Source organism: Secundilactobacillus angelensis, from assembly GCF_012641075.1.
Taxonomy (GTDB): Bacteria; Bacillota; Bacilli; order Lactobacillales; family Lactobacillaceae; genus Secundilactobacillus; species Secundilactobacillus angelensis.
Window position 1 is genome coordinate 15,011 of the sequence record NZ_JAAXLJ010000010.1, and the last position, 18,649, is coordinate 33,659.

19 protein-coding genes are annotated in these 18,649 nt (G+C 43.9%); 11 read left to right on the plus strand and 8 right to left on the minus strand.

The features are described from left to right. Positions 1-976: 976 nt before the first annotated feature. The 9 genes from HC026_RS06925 to HC026_RS06965 all read left to right on the plus strand — a co-directional run bounded on the left by HC026_RS06925 (position 977) and on the right by HC026_RS06965 (position 9,591). Positions 977-2,452: an anthranilate synthase component I family protein gene (locus HC026_RS06925; protein WP_168925270.1), complete on the plus strand. Its 1,476-nt coding sequence runs from the start codon at positions 977-979 to the stop codon at positions 2,450-2,452. Then, the gene (locus HC026_RS06930) at positions 2,436-3,044 is read left to right on the plus strand and encodes an anthranilate synthase component II (RefSeq protein ID WP_168925271.1); all 609 of its coding nucleotides are present in this window, start codon (positions 2,436-2,438) and stop codon (positions 3,042-3,044) included. The genes HC026_RS06925 and HC026_RS06930 overlap by 17 nt, the downstream gene beginning before the upstream one ends. 492 nt (positions 3,045-3,536) lie before the next feature. Then, entirely contained in the window at positions 3,537-4,559 is a 1,023-nt protein-coding gene (gene trpD, locus HC026_RS06935) for an anthranilate phosphoribosyltransferase (RefSeq protein WP_168925323.1), read from the plus strand. Then, positions 4,556-5,335, plus strand: a complete 780-nt coding sequence (gene trpC / locus HC026_RS06940) for an indole-3-glycerol phosphate synthase TrpC (protein WP_168925272.1) — start codon at positions 4,556-4,558, stop codon at positions 5,333-5,335. Before trpD ends, trpC begins: the two co-directional genes overlap by 4 nt. Before the next feature lie 4 nt (positions 5,336-5,339). Next, positions 5,340-5,918: a phosphoribosylanthranilate isomerase gene (locus tag HC026_RS06945; protein ID WP_168925273.1), complete on the plus strand. Its 579-nt coding sequence runs from the start codon at positions 5,340-5,342 to the stop codon at positions 5,916-5,918. 17 nt (positions 5,919-5,935) lie between these two features. Then, a complete protein-coding gene (gene trpB, locus HC026_RS06950) occupies positions 5,936-7,150 on the plus strand; it encodes a tryptophan synthase subunit beta (protein ID WP_168925274.1) in 1,215 nt (404 codons plus the stop codon). Continuing rightward, positions 7,143-7,934 carry a tryptophan synthase subunit alpha gene (gene trpA / locus HC026_RS06955; protein ID WP_168925275.1) on the plus strand — a complete coding sequence of 264 codons (792 nt, stop codon included), beginning with the start codon at positions 7,143-7,145 and terminating at the stop codon, positions 7,932-7,934. Before trpB ends, trpA begins: the two co-directional genes overlap by 8 nt. A 397-nt stretch (positions 7,935-8,331) precedes the next feature. Beyond that, a complete protein-coding gene (locus tag HC026_RS06960; protein WP_168925276.1) occupies positions 8,332-8,760 on the plus strand; it encodes a MarR family winged helix-turn-helix transcriptional regulator in 429 nt (142 codons plus the stop codon). A 201-nt stretch (positions 8,761-8,961) separates the two neighbouring features. Then, positions 8,962-9,591: an endonuclease III domain-containing protein gene (locus tag HC026_RS06965; protein WP_232843682.1), complete on the plus strand. Its 630-nt coding sequence runs from the start codon at positions 8,962-8,964 to the stop codon at positions 9,589-9,591. Here HC026_RS06965 and HC026_RS06970 read toward each other — a convergent pair. From HC026_RS06970 to HC026_RS06995, 6 genes are all read right to left on the minus strand, one after another. Further along, on the minus strand, positions 9,559-9,930 hold the full coding sequence (locus tag HC026_RS06970; RefSeq protein ID WP_168925278.1) for a DUF1304 domain-containing protein: 372 nt from the start codon (positions 9,928-9,930) through the stop codon (positions 9,559-9,561). The genes HC026_RS06965 and HC026_RS06970 overlap by 33 nt on opposite strands. A gap of 11 nt (positions 9,931-9,941) precedes the next feature. After that, positions 9,942-10,754, minus strand: coding sequence for a hypothetical protein (locus HC026_RS06975; RefSeq protein ID WP_168925279.1), 813 nt, complete (start codon positions 10,752-10,754; stop codon positions 9,942-9,944). 347 nt (positions 10,755-11,101) lie between these two features. Beyond that, on the minus strand, positions 11,102-11,593 hold the full coding sequence (locus HC026_RS06980) for a hypothetical protein (RefSeq protein WP_168925280.1): 492 nt from the start codon (positions 11,591-11,593) through the stop codon (positions 11,102-11,104). An 11-nt stretch (positions 11,594-11,604) separates the two neighbouring features. Then, the gene (locus HC026_RS06985; RefSeq protein ID WP_168925281.1) at positions 11,605-12,057 is read right to left on the minus strand and encodes a hypothetical protein; all 453 of its coding nucleotides are present in this window, start codon (positions 12,055-12,057) and stop codon (positions 11,605-11,607) included. A gap of 390 nt (positions 12,058-12,447) precedes the next feature. After that, positions 12,448-13,458 (minus strand): lipoate--protein ligase, encoded by a 1,011-nt coding sequence (locus HC026_RS06990; protein WP_168925282.1) that lies wholly within the window; start codon positions 13,456-13,458, stop codon positions 12,448-12,450. A gap of 124 nt (positions 13,459-13,582) precedes the next feature. Next, positions 13,583-14,593 (minus strand): lipoate--protein ligase, encoded by a 1,011-nt coding sequence (locus tag HC026_RS06995; protein ID WP_168925283.1) that lies wholly within the window; start codon positions 14,591-14,593, stop codon positions 13,583-13,585. Positions 14,594-15,016: 423 nt separating this feature from the next. Here HC026_RS06995 and HC026_RS07000 point away from each other — a divergent pair, with 423 nt between their 5' ends. Together HC026_RS07000 and HC026_RS07005 are read left to right on the plus strand one after the other, a co-directional pair. Further along, positions 15,017-15,487: a universal stress protein gene (locus tag HC026_RS07000; protein WP_168925284.1), complete on the plus strand. Its 471-nt coding sequence runs from the start codon at positions 15,017-15,019 to the stop codon at positions 15,485-15,487. Between the two features lie 61 nt (positions 15,488-15,548). Beyond that, positions 15,549-16,463, plus strand: a complete 915-nt coding sequence (locus HC026_RS07005) for an RluA family pseudouridine synthase (RefSeq protein ID WP_168925285.1) — start codon at positions 15,549-15,551, stop codon at positions 16,461-16,463. 64 nt (positions 16,464-16,527) lie between these two features. Here the strand turns inward: HC026_RS07005 and HC026_RS07010 are convergent, their stop codons facing one another. Further along, positions 16,528-17,748, minus strand: coding sequence for an ABC transporter permease (locus tag HC026_RS07010; protein ID WP_168925286.1), 1,221 nt, complete (start codon positions 17,746-17,748; stop codon positions 16,528-16,530). After that, entirely contained in the window at positions 17,745-18,638 is an 894-nt protein-coding gene (locus HC026_RS07015) for an ABC transporter ATP-binding protein (protein WP_168925287.1), read from the minus strand. The genes HC026_RS07010 and HC026_RS07015 overlap by 4 nt, the downstream gene beginning before the upstream one ends. Positions 18,639-18,649: the final 11 nt, after the last annotated feature.

Here is an 18,649-nt window from a genome sequence, read left to right on the forward strand (position 1 = left end):
ATGATGCTGAAAAACTATTGGCCGCACAGATTGCAGTGATGCGTGTCTGCAACCTGTCCGGTGTAGACACTACATTGACCAATAGTAACTAAATCGATTTAATTGTCGGTTTAATGCTTTCGTTTTCAGAATCATAATTGGAACTCCCTTTGCTGTTTTGATTTGTTGTATAAGACAATAAACTATTAGAATTATTCTGTCAAGTACTAATCCTTTTTTAATCTAATTTAATTTTAAAATACTATTAAAGAATTGCTTGTTAACAGCTATTCCCACCCGATATTTATTTTGAAATATTTTTCAGAAATTATTTTTGTTACTTCTATTTCTGCTTAATCGCCATTGTATTGGGATTCTTTAATTTCTCTATATTTATTATTTGGTTTAAAGGGAAATACAATTTGATCAATTTTGTGAGAATTCAAATTTTTACATTAAAGACGTCAATCTAGTTTATTATAATCCGGAACATTTTCATTAATGATTATTAGAATTGCATAAGCTGTTTTATCTTCCAACTTGACAAAATTTAAAATATTGCGTATTGTAAGTGCCAATTAAACACCGTCCATACAAACCGATGATGTGGAGATCAAGATTATCGTGCACGTAAAGAGAGCCGCCGGAGCTGAGAGTGCGACCGAACGCAGGTAGTTAAATGGACCACAGAGGGTTCCCTTGAAAGATAGATTGAGTACGGGGAAACGTACAGACATACGTCAGTTGTCGGAAATGTGATTACGCATTTCGCTAAGGGTGATGCGAGGGTGAAGTCCCTGCATCAAATTAAGGTGGCACCGCGGAATTTAAACTCCGTCCTTAACAAAACGCTATTTATAGCGCAAATGTTATGGGCGGAGTTTTTGTATTCCAAAGGAGATCTTGATGATGATAAACCAAAGCATCCAAAAACGATGGCAAACTCCAAAATTCAATGTATCTAACACTAACAAACATTAAATTGGAGGAAAACACCATGACACTAAACGAACTACTCTCAGCTGCTAAAGATTACCCAGCTGCACCAGTTACTTTAGAATTTCAGCTGCCAGACTTTGACGCTGTAACCTTATTCAACGCCTTAAAAGACGCTCAAGAACCTGGCTTTCTATTAACGGGGAAGCCTAAGAAAACCGAAGATGGCTATACCTTCATCGGTTTAGCTCCTAAACAAACTTTCACCTACCGTGATGGCGTTCTGACGACCACGGTTGAAGGCGGCGAAAACACCACCAAGAAAACAGCATTAAAACCAATTTTGGAGGGTATTCTCAAGCAGCATCAAACACCCAGGATTCCTGGCTTACCCCCATTTACGGGTGGTTTAATTGGCTACTTCAGTTACGATTATGCCAAATACGCTACCACTGCGCTTAAACAGCAGGTAGCTGACCCAATGAGTCTGGATGACGCAGATCTGCTGCTGATAGACCGTGTCATTGCCTACAACCATCGCCAGCAAAAGGTCACCATCAGCCAGATCATTCCGACTGACGAACTGAAAGAACGCTACGATACTGTTATTTCGGAGTTAAAAAAACTGCAGCAAGTCATTATTAACGCTCAGCCAAAACCACTCCCACGATTTGCACTGACTCAACCATTTCATTTTCAGTTCAGCCTTTCAGAATTTTCTGAACGCGTCGCAGTTGCCCAAAAACACATCGTGGACGGTGACATTTTCCAACTTATTTTCTCAAATCCACAACAAGCTTCTATGAGTGGCTCCTTGCTGGGCGTGGCGCCAACGCTGTTTAAGGATAGTCCCAGCCCCTACCAGTTCTACTTCCACCATCGCGACTTTGAAACATTGGGTGCATCACCGGAAACGCTGATCACCAAGCGTGGCAACACCCTGTTCACCTATCCGTTAGCTGGTACTCGCCGGCGTGGCGCTACTAAAGAAGAGGACGATAAGTTTGCCCACGAACTGCAGACTTCCGAGAAGGAAAAATCCGAACATAACATGCTGATTGATTTAGGCCGGAATGACTTAGGCGTCGTGAGTCAGTTTGGTTCGGTTAAGGTTACTAAGACCCGTAACCTGCTGAAGTTCGCTAACGTCATGCATCTAGGCTCAACGGTGGAAAGTACCGCTGACCCGAAAGCATCCGCCATGGACATCGTCAATGCAGTCCTACCTGCCGGCACCCTATCAGGTGCGCCGAAGATATCCGCCATGCAGATCATTGCCAAACTGGAAAATCGTAAACGCGGCGTCTACGGCGGCTGCCTAGGTTACCTGGATTTCAGCGGTGATTTGGACCTTTGCATTGGTATCCGGCTGACCTACCGAAAGGGTGATCAAATCGTGGTGCATTCCGGCGCCGGCATCGTCGCCGACAGCATCGCCAAATACGAATATCAAGAATTTAATAACAAGGCCCGCGCAGTGGTTAACGCAATTAACACAGCAGATCAAGGAGGCGTCGCACATGCTTTATCTAATTGATAATTACGATAGTTTCACCTATAACTTGTATCAACTTATCGGCACGCTTAGTGAAGAACCCATCACCGTGGTTAAAAATGATGAACTCACCGCTGATGAACTATTAGCCAAACATCCAACGGGAATCATCCTTTCCCCAGGGCCCGGTCGCCCAGAAGACGCCGGTAACATGATGCAGATTCTTCGTGTCTTTATTGGCCGGGTACCAATCCTCGGCGTTTGTCTAGGTCACCAAGCCATTGGTGAAGCCTATGGTGCTCAAGTAGTTCATGCACCGAAGCTGATGCACGGCAAGCCATCGTTGATGACACAAAGAGGTCACGCTGCTATGTTCAAGGATTGTCCAAATGAATTTGAAGCCGCCAGATACCACTCGCTGGTGATTGAACCGTCAACCATGCCCGAAGATTTAACCGTAACAGCAACGGCTGATGACGGCACGATTCAAGCAGTGACTGACGAGGCTAATCAAGTTTACGGCGTTCAGTTTCACCCTGAATCCATCATGACTGATGGCAATGTCGGCCAACAAATTATTAAAAATTATCTTGCACAAATCCATGTCGCAATCGCACTGGGTAAGCTTGCATGAAATTAAATTTAGAAAAAAGTATTGACAATATTTTCATAAAGTTTTAATCTTATGTCAATCAAATAAATTCGCTCATACAAACCAATGATGTGGAGATCAAGATTATCGTGCACGTAAAGAGAGTCGCCGGAGCTGAGAGTGCGACCGAACGCAGGTAATTAAATGGACCACAGAGGGTTCCTCTGAAAGATTACTTGAGTACGAGGAAACGTACAGACATACGTCAGTTGTCGGAAATGTGATTACGCATTTCGCTAAGGGTGATGCGAGGGAGCAGTCCCTGCATCAAATTAAGGTGGCACCGCGGAATTTAAACTCCGTCCTTAACAAAACGCTATTTATAGCGCGAATGTTATGGGCGGAGTTTTTGTATTCCAAAGGAGATCTTAATCATGACAAATTTAAATCAGAAACGATGGCAAAGCCTCTCAGCTGAATCAACTCAATTGATGAACACGAACTGACAATAAACTGGAGGAATTTACCATGACAATGACAATTGAAAACGCAATTACTAAAGTAGCAGGCCGTACCGATTTAACCTTTGACGAAATGAACGACGTGATGAACGAGATCATGGATGGCAAAGCTAATGACATTCAAATTTCAAGTTTACTGACCGCTTTAACAGTCAAGCACGAGACCGTGCAAGAAATTGCCGGTGCTGCTAATTCAATGAGAGATCACGCTTTAACCTTTAAAGCCGGGGAGCCGGTTCTTGAAATCGTCGGTACTGGTGGTGATCACGCCAACTCATTTAACATTTCAACCACTTCATCATTAGTTGCGGCAGCTGCTGGCACGCCAGTTGCTAAGCACGGTAACCGGGCCGCTTCATCCAAGAGCGGTGCCGCTGATGTGCTTGAAGCCTTAGGTGTGAACATCAACGTCACACCAGAAGCCAGTGAAGATATCTTAAATCAAATCGGCATCTGCTTCTTATTCGCACAGGAATATCACAAGGCCATGCGCTTTGTGGCTCCCGTTCGTAAAACACTGGGTATTCGAACCTTATTCAACGTCCTTGGACCATTAGCCAACCCAGCTCATGCAGGAATGCAGCTACTAGGTGTCTATGATGATGAGCTTCTAGAACCAATGGCACACGTACTTCATGAGTTAGGTGTTAAAAATGCTTTAGTTATTCATGGTACTGATGGTTTAGATGAAGCTTCCATTTCCGCACCAACCCATGTCGTTGAAGTTCGTGGTGATGACTTTAAGTCGTACACCATCACACCAGAACAATTTGGCTTGAAGCGGGCTAAGAAGGAAGACATTGTTGGCGGCACACCTGCGGATAATGCTCAAATCACCCGCGACGTTCTGGCTGGCAAGCCAGGTCCGAAGCGCGATATCGTTCTTTTGAACGCCGGCTTGGCACTCTACACTGCTCATCCAGAATTAACCATGGAAGGTGCTGTTAAGAAGGCTGCTGAAGTCATTGACAGCGGTGCTGCTGAGAAGAAGCTGAACGAATTAATCGACCTTACGAAGGGAGCACAAGTAGCATGATTCTAGACGACCTTGTGGCAGCCACAAAACGCCGCCTCCAACGTGAAAAAGCCATTATCTCAGTTGACGACATGAAAACTAAAGCCGCCGCAGTGCCGACTAAGGATCCACAAGCGGTTTACGACCGCTTCAATGCTCCTGGCATTCACTTGATTGGTGAAGTTAAAAAAGCTTCCCCTTCAAAGGGATTAATTGCTGACCAGTTCCCCTACTTAGAGATTGCCGAAGATTATGACCGACACGGTGTCAGCGCCATTTCAGTGCTCACCGAACCCGATTACTTTAAGGGTGACATTCACTACCTGCAAGAAATTGCAGCCAACGTCAGTGTTCCCGTTCTGCGAAAAGATTTCGTTATTGATCCGTACATGCTCTATCAAGCTAAAGCAGCAGGCGCAAGTATCGTACTATTAATAGTAGCAATTCTCAGTGATCAGCAGCTGAAAGACTACTTTAAACTAGCCCACGAACTTGGATTAGCCGCTTTAGTTGAAGCTCACGATGAACAGGAACTGCAACGTGCTGTAGATGTAGGCGCTAAATTGATTGGGGTCAATAACCGCGACCTTAGAACCTTTGATGTATCACTGAATAACAGCATCAAGCTACGTAAACTGGTTCCTAATAACATTGCCTTCGTTGCCGAAAGCGGGATTCATACCCGAGACGACGTGAAGGTCATGGAAGAAAACCATATGAACGGTATCTTGATCGGTGAAGCCTTGATGACCGCACCCGATAAAGCTGAAAAAATTACGCAATTGTTGGGAGTGTGATGACATGACGCAAATCAAAATCTGTGGATTAATGCGAGAACAAGATACGCAGGTCGTTAATGAAGTGCACCCGGATTTCGCTGGTTTTGTATTTGCGAAAAGTCGTCGCCAAATCTCACTGCCAACTGCTTTAAAATTCCGGCAACTGCTCGATCCGTCAATTCCAACCGCTGGCGTGTTCGTTAATGAACCATTAGAGAATATGTTAAAAATCTATCACAGCGGCGCGATTCAAATCGTCCAGCTTCACGGCAATGAATCTGAAGAAACGGTCAAGGCGCTTAAAGCTGCTGGGGCTACCGTCTTTCAAGTTTTCAAACCAAATGCCAAAATTACCCCCACTACAGCCGATTACGTCATGCTGGATAGTGGGAATGGTTCAGGGGTCGCATTGGACTGGACGCGAGTACCAAATGCACCCCACCCGTTTATCCTGGCTGGCGGGCTGACACCAGATAATGTCACGACTGCCATTAACACTGTTCACCCAGACGTGATCGACGTTTCCAGCGGTGTTGAAACCAACGGCCAAAAAGATCCCGATAAGATTCGTGCAATCGTTGCAACTACTCATGCTAATTAATGAAAGGAAACCTATCAATGACTGAACTTAATTTGGAACTTAACAAAAATATCTCCGGACGCTACGGCGAATACGGTGGCCAATATATTCCTGAAACTTTAATGAACGAACTGGATCGTATGACTAAAGCTTACGAGCATTACAAGAACGATCCAGAATTCAAAACCGAACTCCATGATCTGTTGGTGGACTACGCTAACCGTCCTTCACTGCTGTACTATGCGGAACGCATGACCAAAGACCTTGGTGGTGCTCAAATCTATTTGAAGCGTGAAGACCTCAACCATACCGGTGCCCATAAAATTAATAACGTGATTGGCCAAGCTTTACTGGCAAAGCACATGGGTAAAACTCGTTTGATTGCTGAAACCGGTGCTGGCCAACACGGTGTGGCTACTGCCACCATTGCCGCTTACTTCGGTATGGAATGTGAAATTTTCATGGGTAAGGAAGATACTGACCGTCAACGGCTAAATGTCTACCGGATGGAATTGTTAGGTGCCAAAGTACACCCCGTTACCAGCGGTTCAATGGTCTTGAAAGATGCTATCAACGCGGCACTGCAAGACTGGACTAAACGGGTGGATGACACCTTCTATCTCATGGGTTCAGCCACCGGTCCACATCCTTATCCATTAATGGTTCGGGATTTCCAATCAGTAATTAGTCAGGAATCAAAGAAACAACTCAAAGAAAAAACTGGCAAATTACCAGATATGGTAGTCGCCTGCGTCGGCGGCGGTTCAAACGCCATTGGTTCATTTGCCAATTACATTGACGATCCAAGCGTTCAATTAGTCGGTGCTGAAGCTGCTGGTAAGGGTGTTGAAACTGAACTTACCGCCGCCACTGTTGAACGGGGCTCCGATGGTATTTTCCACGGGATGAAGTCCATGTTCCTGCAAAACAAGACTGGTCAAATCAACCCAGTGTACTCAATTTCAGCTGGTCTTGATTACCCAGGTGTGGGTCCCGAACATGCCTACCTGGCTAAGACTGGTCGTGCTCAATACGTCGGCATTACTGATGATGAAGCCGTTCAGGCCTTCGAATACATCGCCAAAACAGAAGGTATCGTGGCTGCTATCGAAAGCTGCCATGCCGTTGCCTACGTTGAAAAAATTGCACCAAAGATGCGTAAAGATCAAATCATTGTCTGCACCCTCTCAGGTCGGGGCGACAAAGACGTCGCATCAATTGCTAAATACAGAGGAGTGGATATCGATGAGTAAATTAACTGATGCCTTTAAAAACCAAAAAGCTTTCATCCCGTTCGTTGCTGCTAACGACCCGGACTTTGAAGGAACCGTCAACAACGTGGTGGCACTAGCTAAAGGCGGTGCGGATATTGTTGAACTTGGGATTCCCTTCTCCGACCCAATCGCTGATGGACCAGTGATTCAAGCGGCTGATTTACGGGCTTTAAAAGCGGATCCTGATCTGCCAATGGACACCATTTTCGACATGGTCAAGGAAATTCGCAAACAGACTGATGTCCCACTAGCGTTTCTGACTTATTTAAATATCGTCTTTCAGTATGGTTATGAAGCCTTTACAGCACGCTGTGAGGAACTCGGCATCTACGGATTAGTCATTCCAGATATGCCACTGGAAGAACGTGGTGAACTGGCACCCATTGCAGAAAAACACAACGTTGATCTAATCCCGTTAGTCACCCCAATCTCTGCCGACCGGATTGAAAAGATTGCTGCCGCAGCCACTGGTTTCATCTACGTGGTTTCTTCACTGGGTGTTACCGGTGAACGAAGTGAATTCGCCAACGGTTTAGCTGATTTAGTTAACCGGATCCGTAAAGTTACTGACGTCCCAACCGCCATTGGTTTTGGGATTCATACCCCTGAACAAGCCACCGAAATGGCACAAATTGCTGACGGTGCCATCGTTGGTAGTGCCTGTGTCAACATCGTGGCCGAATACGGTCACCAAGCACCAGCAAAATTAACGGATTATACCAAACAAATGAAAGCAGCTGTTAATGCTAATCCTGTGAGATAAGGACAACTGTTTGGTAACATAACTCGGTAAATTCCAAAATATAACACTCAACAGCGTCATTTCGATGATTTTTATCGGGGTGGCGCTGTTGGCCTACTTTCAAGTATTTGGCAACGGTGCAATCAAGAAACCGAGTGAAAGTCTCAGCAATATTGAGTTACTTCACAACATCTTTGTTATAATAGACGTATTGGAAGAAGTGTTGATTCGAAGATACCAACTTAGACTTTTTATCATCTATATTTACTTGATAATCGCTCAATGTAGACATTTAAAACCATTGCAATACCAACTAATTTAAATTTATTTGTCAAAATCAAGTCTTTATAGTTGTATTTACAAGGTCATGCTGGTATTCTACAGTCGAAATATAATTACTTCTGAGGAGGGGGCAGCCATGAACACAAAAACAACGGCTAGCTTAATTCATCGTATCGCAAGTTTTGAGACGCAGTATTTGAACCAAGAGCTTCGTTCGCTAGACCTTAATTCTGATCAAGCCCGAGCCATTAATTTTATTGCCAGTCATCCTAACAGTATGCAGCGTGATATTGCACACTACCTTAATCGGCAAGAAGCCAGCGTGACTAACTTATTAAAAGGGTTAGTGCGTCGTAATTTAATTGTGCGGACGATTCCGGTGGAAAACGAGCGAACAAAATTACTCTCGTTGACAGAAGCGGGTGCAAACTTAGTTAGTAACATTCAAACGTCATTTTCACAAATGAACGTTCTGCTTGAAGAGTCTCTGTCCGACGCAGAAGCCACAAAATTAACCCAGTTACTGAATACCATTCAGAAACAAATTGACGAGAAGCAGCAATAATTTTTGTATAGCCGGGGTAACAAGAAGTTTAAGACAGGAGTGGGCCGGCTGCAATTTACTTGGCCTTATAAGTAAATACCTCTTTATTCCGCTAAATTCGGAATGAAGAGGCATTTTTGTTTTTCAATATCGTGTAAACTATGGGTAGTAACAAGGGAGGTATTCGCTATTTCAATAGAGATTAATTGGTTATATCAAACGTTGTTAACCCACATGGGTCCTTCGGGCTGGTGGCCCGCAGATGATAAACGCGACATCATTGTGGGTGCCATTCTAGTTCAAAATACCGCATGGCAAAACGCTGATGTTGGTTTAAACAATTTAAAACACCGCACCAGGTTAGATCCTGAAGCGGTGTTAGCATTAACGCAAACTGAATTAATCGATTTAATTCGGGCCAGTGGCTTTTACCGAAATAAAGCCAAAGCCATTCACAGTGTCTTTCAATGGTTCAACGACCGAAGCTGGGATTATGCCGGAATTGCGACCTCAGCCACTCAAGCCGAGCTTCGAAAGCAACTCCTGGCTCTTCCTGGTGTTGGCCAGGAAACTGCCGATGTTTACTTAGTCTACATCTTTGATTTGCCCACTTTTATCGCTGACTCCTACACTCGCCGCTTGTTCAAGCACCTTGGCTACCAGCAAACTGATAGTTATCAGCACCTGAAAAAACAAGTCAGTCTTCCCAGCAACTTTACTGCGGAAATGGCACAGGATTTTCACGGCCAACTAGACGAATTCGGCAAGCAGTACCTCCAGCGTGAAGACACATTTGGGGATAGCTTTTTAGCTCAAGAACTATTTGAATATCAACAAACTCAAGAAAGCTAATAGACCAGGTATCCCTTGCGTCCAGGCAATCTGCCGGTTAACTGTTAAGCCACCAAAGATACCGGCAATGAATACAAATCCGGTAAACACGAGACATCCGGCTACCACGGCATTGGCAGGCAAGCCAAAGCGCATGAATAACAAGCCAACGCCAACAAACCCGTTATATAGACCAATATTGGCCATAGTCGACTTGGTTTCTGGCCGATGCTGATACTCTGCTGACATTCCAAAGGCTTTTTGAGCTGTAGCCGTCTGGGACCCAAACATTTCTAAACACAAGATCAGTAAGGCTTCTACTGCAACGATTAAAACTAAGATCGTACTAATGACTGACATGCGACTACCCCCTAAAATAATTTTGAATCCCCAGTTGGGACTAGATAGATACCAAATGAACCGTAGCCGCTGGGCCAGGTATGGTAATCAGACGTATACCCATGTGGCGTTGCGTAGATCCCGATTTGATAGCCCTTATACTTTGCTCGTTTGGATGTGGTATATCCCTGAGCATTCAATACTGCAGTAGCTAATTTAGTGTAATTCGTTTTGCTGGAAGTACTTGTCCAGTTATACGGGGTGAAAATACCAGTTGCTGTCGCATCTTTATTGAGCTTTGAATACGTGGCAGTCTTGCTGACACCGGCATTCAAATCATTCTGAGCATCTTTTGAGTAGCTTGTGTTCAAAATTGTACCGGGAAATAGTGCGAGAATATCTGCCTGTAATTTAGCTGCTTCACGAACAGATTTAATCCCGGCCAATCCGCCACCGTATGATTTCACTACCGCACTGTGGGCAAAAGCATCATCGGGATTATCGCCCTTGGTCAGATAGCCATGGTAAACTAACCCCTTAATTTTGCCAGTGTTATTGATAACCTGATAATAGTAGCCAGACTTTTTCCCGGACTGCAGTTTAACCTGCTTATAAACGTACCACGTCGTTCGTGGATAGTTCTTCAGATTATGGATTTTCTTGGTGTGCTTTAAGTCCCACATCCATTTGTTGCTGGTTGTTTTGGCGTAATAGGCAACATCACTGTAGCTCTTGGTCTTGACTACTTTCCAAGTTGCAGCAGCGTCTGCGGTTGTTGGTAAGGCAGCTACTCCTAAGCCACCTAGTACCAGTCCCGTTGTTGCTGCCATGATGATCTTTTTCATTTCGCACTCCCCCATTCGGATACATCATACGTTTAACTCAAATGTAGCAGAGGTAAACGGTGGTCGCAAGGGGGAAGCGCTTAATTTTATTGACGACACAAAAAAAGACGCCCCATCACTGGGACGTCCATACAGCCACTTAGCCGAAACTAAATGGGTTCTCAAAAATCCACATTTCCTTTGAACCAAGGCAGCCGCATATCCGGCGGTGTTACATTGCCTGCTGTGCAAAAGAATCACCTAGTTGCTTGCGCAAACCGTTATTGCTAACGGCGTGATATTCTCGACTCATCGCATGTAAAGTATCATAGCACGGATTAGCGTTAGAAGCAAATCAGCACGACCTATTAATCGGTAGTTTCCTCGTTAGCTTCGTCATCCTTCTTGTCCTGATTTACTTTAATTTGATCAAGTTGTTTTTCCAACCAGGTTGCAATAGCAGCAGCCATATCGCCTTGATGACTGACAAAATCATCAGCAGAGGCGACCTTGTCAATCCGCAAAGAAGAAGCGTTCACGTCTGGTGATTCAATGATGCTGTAAACACTAATCGGCAGGGTATCATCATCCGCCAGCATCTTCTTCATAGCCGTCAAATACCGCAATGGCAAGTTAACCACGCTGGTTTCCAACCGCACCTGAATATCAGCATCCGTCAGCGTCAACGTTGCTTGAGCCAACTTATTTTCACCAATTGCTTTGACGATCATGGTCACCATTGGTTCAAGTGACTTAGCTGCACCGTTCTTGTTAATTTCAGCTAAACTGCTGCCAAAATTTTGCGTTTCATAGTTTTCAGCTTCAACTTCTTCAACGAAGTCCTTTACTAAACTTTCCATAGTTACCTCGATTATTTATTTTGTTTGGCTTTTTCCTGCTGCATTTTCTTAATTTCTTCCAGCTTATCATTATCGCGCTTATTATCAAGCCAGTGTCGGTATCTAAACGCCAGAATCATCCAATAGCCATTAAAAACGATGACTAAAAAATTAGCAAAGATAACTGCCGCTTTAATACTAAAAATTGCATGGCTACTAGCCATCACCGTTACGATACCATTAAACAGACCGAATGAGTAGATGATGATGACCATCGCAAGAACATAATACCCTGAATTGTGGCCTAGCGCTCCCCAAATCATTGGTAGTGCGTATAGCACCAAGGAGATGATAATAGACCGCACGAAGGTACTCATTTGAAAGGAATGCCCTAATCCCACTAACTGCGTTGACATCAGCAGATTCATTGCGGAAAAGAGCACCCACGATACGATGCCGAATGTGATGAGTTTTTGCTTTAGCATTTGATTCTCCTTAATCGTTGTTAATAGTTCAAATTGTAGCATATCTATGTAAGAAATACAGGCTTGCTCTCAGTAATTGTGCTGGGGGTAAGCCTGTATTTTGAGTTTATATTGTTTGATTAATAATTTTGAGCTTTGATTTTATATTGCTGAATCGGGCTGCACCAAGCAGAGAGCTGCATATAAGTCACTTTCGGTACAAATCAAATTCGGGATTTCCACCGAAAGCGTCTTACACACCGCTCTCTAAGCGCTTGGCTCCGCACCTTGGCCGAATCAGGCTGCACCAAGCAGAGACTTGCACCTAAGTCACTTTAAACACAAATCCAAAACCGGGATTTATGTCTAAAGCGTCTTAGGCTCCAGTCTCTACCCGCTTGGTTCCGCACCTTATGCTAACAGATCCACCAACTCGCCCTTCTCAATACCCATGAAGTACTGGCTAATGTCCACGTCGGCAAACGCCTTTTCCAAGTTTTCACGGTCATAGCGGATTCCCTTTAGCTGTTCGGCTAATTCGTTGGCATCCTTTGGACCGAAGAAGTCACCGAAGAACTTGATCTGTGCAATTTTGCCTTGTTCTACTAAGATCCGGGCATCAATGGTACCTGAATCAAAGTGTTGACGCTTCTTGACCGTAAATTCTGGTGAAGTGCCATAGACCCAGTCCCAGTTGTTGTAATATTGTTCGTAGATCTTGTCGATTTCTTTTTGTTCATCAGGGGTAACGACATATTCCTTATCCTTGATTTCATCTAAACTGTCCACGTGGAATAATTCCTTCAACAGTTTGTCGCGGAATTCTGGTACTGTAATATTTTGATATTCAGGTGCCAAGTATGGCTTCAAGTTAGTCACACGAGAACGAACTGATTTAATTCCCTTTGAAGCAATCTTATCTTCTGGAACGTTCAAAGCATCCGCAATCACGTTTTGATCCACATCCAGCATCAACGTACCATGTGAAAAGGTCTTGCCGTTCTTGGTGTACATCGCGTTACCAGAGAATTTCTTGCCATCGACTAAAATGTCGTTCCGGCCAGAAACTTCAACTGAGGTTGCACCCATATCGTGTAAGGCATCGACAATTGGTTGAACGAAAGACTTGAAATCACCGAATTGTTCAGAATTACTATCCAATACAAAGCTAAAGCACAGGTTACCAAGATCTTGATAAACCGCGCCACCACCAGATAACCGACGAGTAACTGTGATACCATGTTCTTCAACGTACTTTTGGTTGATTTCTTCCAATGTATTTTGGTTCCGGCCAACGATGATACATGGCTTTTCATAGTAGAAAAGCACTAGTGGTTCACCGAAATCCTTATTATTCATTAAATATTGTTCAGTAGCTAAGTTACGGCCAATATCATGGGCCGTCATAGAAACATACCGCATGTCCAAACTTCCCTTCCAAATATTAATAACCAATCTTGTAACCGGTTTCCATTTTAACATAATCATGTAAGGGGTTACAGTTCGGACACTTAATTTGTGCATTAAAAAGCCATTGATTGCGCATCTAACCTAAAAACTGCACAAACTCGTCCAAGGAAATACCAGCAAAATAATCCCCTACGTTGACGTGGGCTAATGCTTTTCGCAGCGATGGCTGATCATAACGAACATCCTCTAATAACTTTGCCAAATCAACCGCGTACTTTTCACCGAAAAAGTCGCCGAAGAACGTCACGTGCTCAATTCGGCCCTTATCAACTAAAATTCGAGCATCAATCGTTCCGGCATCAAAGTGCTGCCGTTTTTTAACGGTAAATTCAGGCGATGTGCCGTAAACCCAATCCCAGTTATTATAGTAGTCATCATAAAGTTTCTGAATTTGAGTTTTATCCTCATCCGTTAAATGATAGGCTTTATCAGCTACGTCAGAAAGATTATCCACACCGTAGACCTTCCGCAAAATAGTGTCACGGAATTCAGCAATCGTTAGATCTTGATATTCCGGTTTCAAATATGGTTTTAGATTAGTAACTCGCGACCGCACCGACTTAATCCCTTTAGAAGCAATCTTATCCTTGGGAACATTTAACGCATGGGCAATGACGCTTTGGTCGACATCATACATCAAGGTACCGTGAGAAAACATTTTGTTGTTCTTCACGTACATCGCGTTACCAGAGAATTTCTTACCGTTGACTAAAATATCGTTTCGGCCAGAAACCTCGATTGACGTCGCTCCCATATCCTTTAGTGCATCAACAATTGGTTTGGTAAAAGCCTTAAAATCGCCAAACCGTTCATCGTCACGATCAACCACGAAACTGAACGACACGTTACCGAGATCATCATACACAGCCCCACCACCGGAAAGTCGGCGGGTAACTTGAATATTGTGTTTGGCAACGTAATCTTGATTGATCTCCTCTAGCGTATTTTGATTCCGGCCAACAATGATGCACGGTTTTTGATAGTAGAAGAGCAAAATAGGTTCATCAAAATCTTTATTATTCATCAGGTATTGCTCAGTTGCCAGGTTATACCCGATGTCTTCAGTTTCCATATTGTAATAGTACATACAACTAATTCTCCTTCAGATGGTTTTACTCTAAGTTTACTGCATTATAAGTGAAATGAAACCGCTGCAATCAGCTTTATGCCAATCGCAGCGGTTTCTTAATGACGGCCGTGGTCGCCAATCAGTTCTATGTTTTTATTATGAATCTAAAGTCGGAAAATGACAATGATTTAGCCTAGAAAAGGCTTACAGACAACTTTAGATTTGTGAAAACGTAACGACAAGCTCCTACCTACTTTTAACCAACAGTTAATTACAAAATCCGCTATCCAGCTTGAACAAGTTTTCATTTTTCTAAAACTAATGGCTAAATTATGTTAAAATAAATTATGAAGTACTAGTGGTTCGTTTTGTTGGGCAAAACCATGGCGTGCTTACGAAAGGGTTTCTCAAGTACTTATTATTTGTGAGGGAGTGGCGTATATGGACCAGCAATACAATAACATTCTCGCACCAGTTGATGGATCAAAAGCCACCAATCCGGTGTTGGACAAGGCAATTGAAGTCGCAAAGTTAAACGATACCCATCTGGATATCTTGAACGTTTTGGAAGTTAACCAATTTAGTGACACTTATGGTGGTGCTGTAAGCGGTGACGTTATTTACAAGCTTTCAGAAGACGTGCAAGCACGCTTAACTGAATTAAAGCAAAAGGCTCTGGACGCAGGAGTCAAGTCAGTTGATATTCACGTTCGGTTTGGTAATCCTAAACCAGTTATTGCCCGTGAATTTCCAGCTGACCATGATACTCAGTTGATTGTCATCGGGTCAACCGGTTTAACCGCCGTTGAACGTTTGATGATTGGTTCCGTTACCAACTACGTCAGCCGTTCTGCTGTTTGCGATGTTTTGATCGTTAAGCCAGCTGAATTAGCTAAGTTAAATAAGAAATAATTTTTAAACGTTAAGCACCCTTGCCCATTATCGGGTAAGGGTGCTTTTTGGAGGTATCAGAATGGCTCAAGCTACAGAGTGGCGGTTTACAACCCGTTTGCCGCAAAATTTTCACCCTAAATCATTGCGTCAATTGCTGATGGCAGACTGGTATCTGCCGAAACACTTAGTTTTTAGTCTAAAACGCGGTGAACGGGTATTAGTGAATGGCCAATACTTACCCGTTAATTTCGACGTGCATCCAGGTGACCAAATCATGCTAAAATTCTTGGCAACTGATTTTGAACACCCATACTCAAATGTCACTCCCGACAGCGCAGCTACTGTCAGCGTGCTGTACGAGGATGCTAACTTACTGGTGGTGAACAAAACTCAAGGTAGCAAAACCCACCCCAACCAACCAGGCGAAGTTGGCACAACGTTAAATCACGTGGCCGCTTATTTAGCCTCCAAGGATCAACAGCCCTACGTCATTAATCGGCTGGATCAGGAAACCAGCGGCGCTTTGCTGATTGCTAAGAATCCGGCAGTGGTGCCTGTACTCGTTCGATTAGTCAAAGAGAAACTGATTAAGCGCACCTACCTGACGTGGGTTCATGGTCGGCTCAACAGCACTCAAGGAATCATAGCTATGCCGATTGGACTTAACGTCACGGATAAGCGAAAGCGCCAAGTTAATGGGGAGCATCCACAAATGGCCATTACCCGCTTTAAAGTTATGGATCGTAATCCGGATGCCACCTTAGTTGCGGTTCACCTACAAACTGGCCGCACGCACCAAATCCGAGTCCACTTCGCTAGTCTGGGGCATCCAATTGTTGGTGATCCGCTGTACGCCAACGACCCGCGGCAGCAGCGTTTACTGCTGCATAGCTGGCAATTACGTTTGCCATTACCATTTTCGTTTAAACACGTCATGCTAACAGCGAGTTTACCGGAAACATTTCATCGATTTGAACAGCGCTATTTTAATTAAACATCAAAGAAGCTGACCGTTATTCTCAACATTTGAATAACGGTCAGCTTTGTCTTTAAGCTATTTATTTATAGGCTAACCCACGACGCAAACGATGCCAGAAATTACTTTCATCCGCCTGCAGGATCAGTCCCTTATAGATACTGCTAATGTACCAAGTTAACCCGAAGATTGTGATGATTAATACCGCTAACGAAATACCAATCTCTACCGGCCCAGCCGATTGATTGATGATCCGCAACGGCATGAAGTACGATGAGAAAAACGGCACATACGACATAATCTTCACCAACAACGCATCTGCGTTATTTTGAAATGGGAAGGTAGCGAAAAAGGCGATCATACTGAGGTAAACGGCCGGATACGCGGCTTTCGAAGCATCTTCAGCTTTAGAAACTAACGCGCCGCTAAAGGCTGCTAATATCGTATAAACGATAACTCCTAAGAAGAGGAACAGCAGATTGACGTTCACGAGATTATGCACGACTTGATCAACTAATGAGCCGTATTGTTCAAAGAACGGTTTCGCCATGTTCATTCGTTTAGCAGCTACAAGGCTTGTCCAACCGCCAATTAAATACACCAGCAATTGTGTTGCAATCACCATTAGGACACCCAGAATCTTACCGCAGAAATACTTGGAGGCGGTGGTACTGGAAAAGACCATTTCCATCACCTTGGTGCCCTTCTCAGAGGCAATTTCTTGCGCGGTAATTGATGAATAAGTCGTTAAAATCATGTAAACCATGAAGACTAAGATCCAAAACGAAACCATTCGGGCAATCTTAACTAACCCCTCACGTTTCTGTACAACCTGTTTAAAGGCCGGCTGCACTGATAGCTGTTTCAGCTGCTGGCGCGATAGCTTAGCTTGAGCAACGTTGGTTTGTGTTTGCAATTTACTTAAATAACCCGTTAACTGTGTTTTATCGGAAGCTGACATGGCTTCCTTACCATGATAAACCGCACCGTACTGCTTACCTTGGCTTAAAATAACGTAGCCGCTGATGTCGTTTTCTTTCAGTGCATGTCTAGCTGCCTTCACGGTTGTGAGTTTGGTAGCAACATTATCTTTGCCAGCAACCTGAATGTAGCCTTTCCGAAGCGTTGGCTGCTTGGCTATGACCGCAATATCATTACTATCAGTCGCTGAATTGGCAGAAACAAAGCCCACTCCAAATGAAACCAGCAACATGATAAATGGTGACAGCACCAAAATCACAAAACTCCACGATTTTACCTGACGCAAATAAGTCGTCAGCGTTACGATCCACATCTTTTTCATCGGGGATCACCTGCCTTCATTCGGAAAATCTCATCAAGGGTTGGTGGCTGCTGACTGAATTCTTCAATGTATTCGCCATTTGAAAGTTGTTGGAAAATTTGTTTACCCGCAGCAGGATCATCTACCCGCAGCCGATACCGGTTATGGGATAACTCCGTCACTTCAGCCACGTGTGGTAACTGCGATAACGCAGCAGTAGACCAGTCAGTAGTCACGAAAATTTCATTTTTGCCAAACTTATCACGAATCGCGCGGATCTCTCCATGCAGTACCATTTTACCTTGCCGCATCATCACCAGTTCGTCGCAAAGGGCTTCCACATTCCCCATATCATGACTGGAAAAAATAATCGCCGCGCCCTCTTTTTTTGCGTTTAAAATCGCCTGCTCCAAAATATCCACGTTCACCGGATCCAAGCCACTGAAGGGCTCGTCCAAGATAATCAGTGATGGTCGATGGATCAGCGTACAAATCAGCTGAACTTTTTGCTGATTTCCTTTAGACAACGATTTAATCTTATCGGTCTTCTTGCCCTTAACTTCAAACCGCTTCATCCATTGATCAATTGCCGGTTTAATTTGCTTAGCAGATTTACCCTTCAGACGTGCTAGATAGAGAATCTGCTGTTCAACTGTCATCTTGGGCATCAGACTACGTTCTTCGGGTAAATACCCAATTTGATCAAAGACCCGCTCATTGATCGGCTGATCGTCCCAACTAATCTGACCGTCGTAATGAATAAAACTCAGTATGCTATGAAAAGTAGTCGATTTACCAGCCCCATTTTGGCCAATTAACCCAAGTATCTCACCCTTTTTAACGTTGTAAGTCACGTCGTTTAAGGCTTGTAAATCACCAAACTGTTTCGATAAGTGCTCAATTTTAAGCATGGTACGCCTCC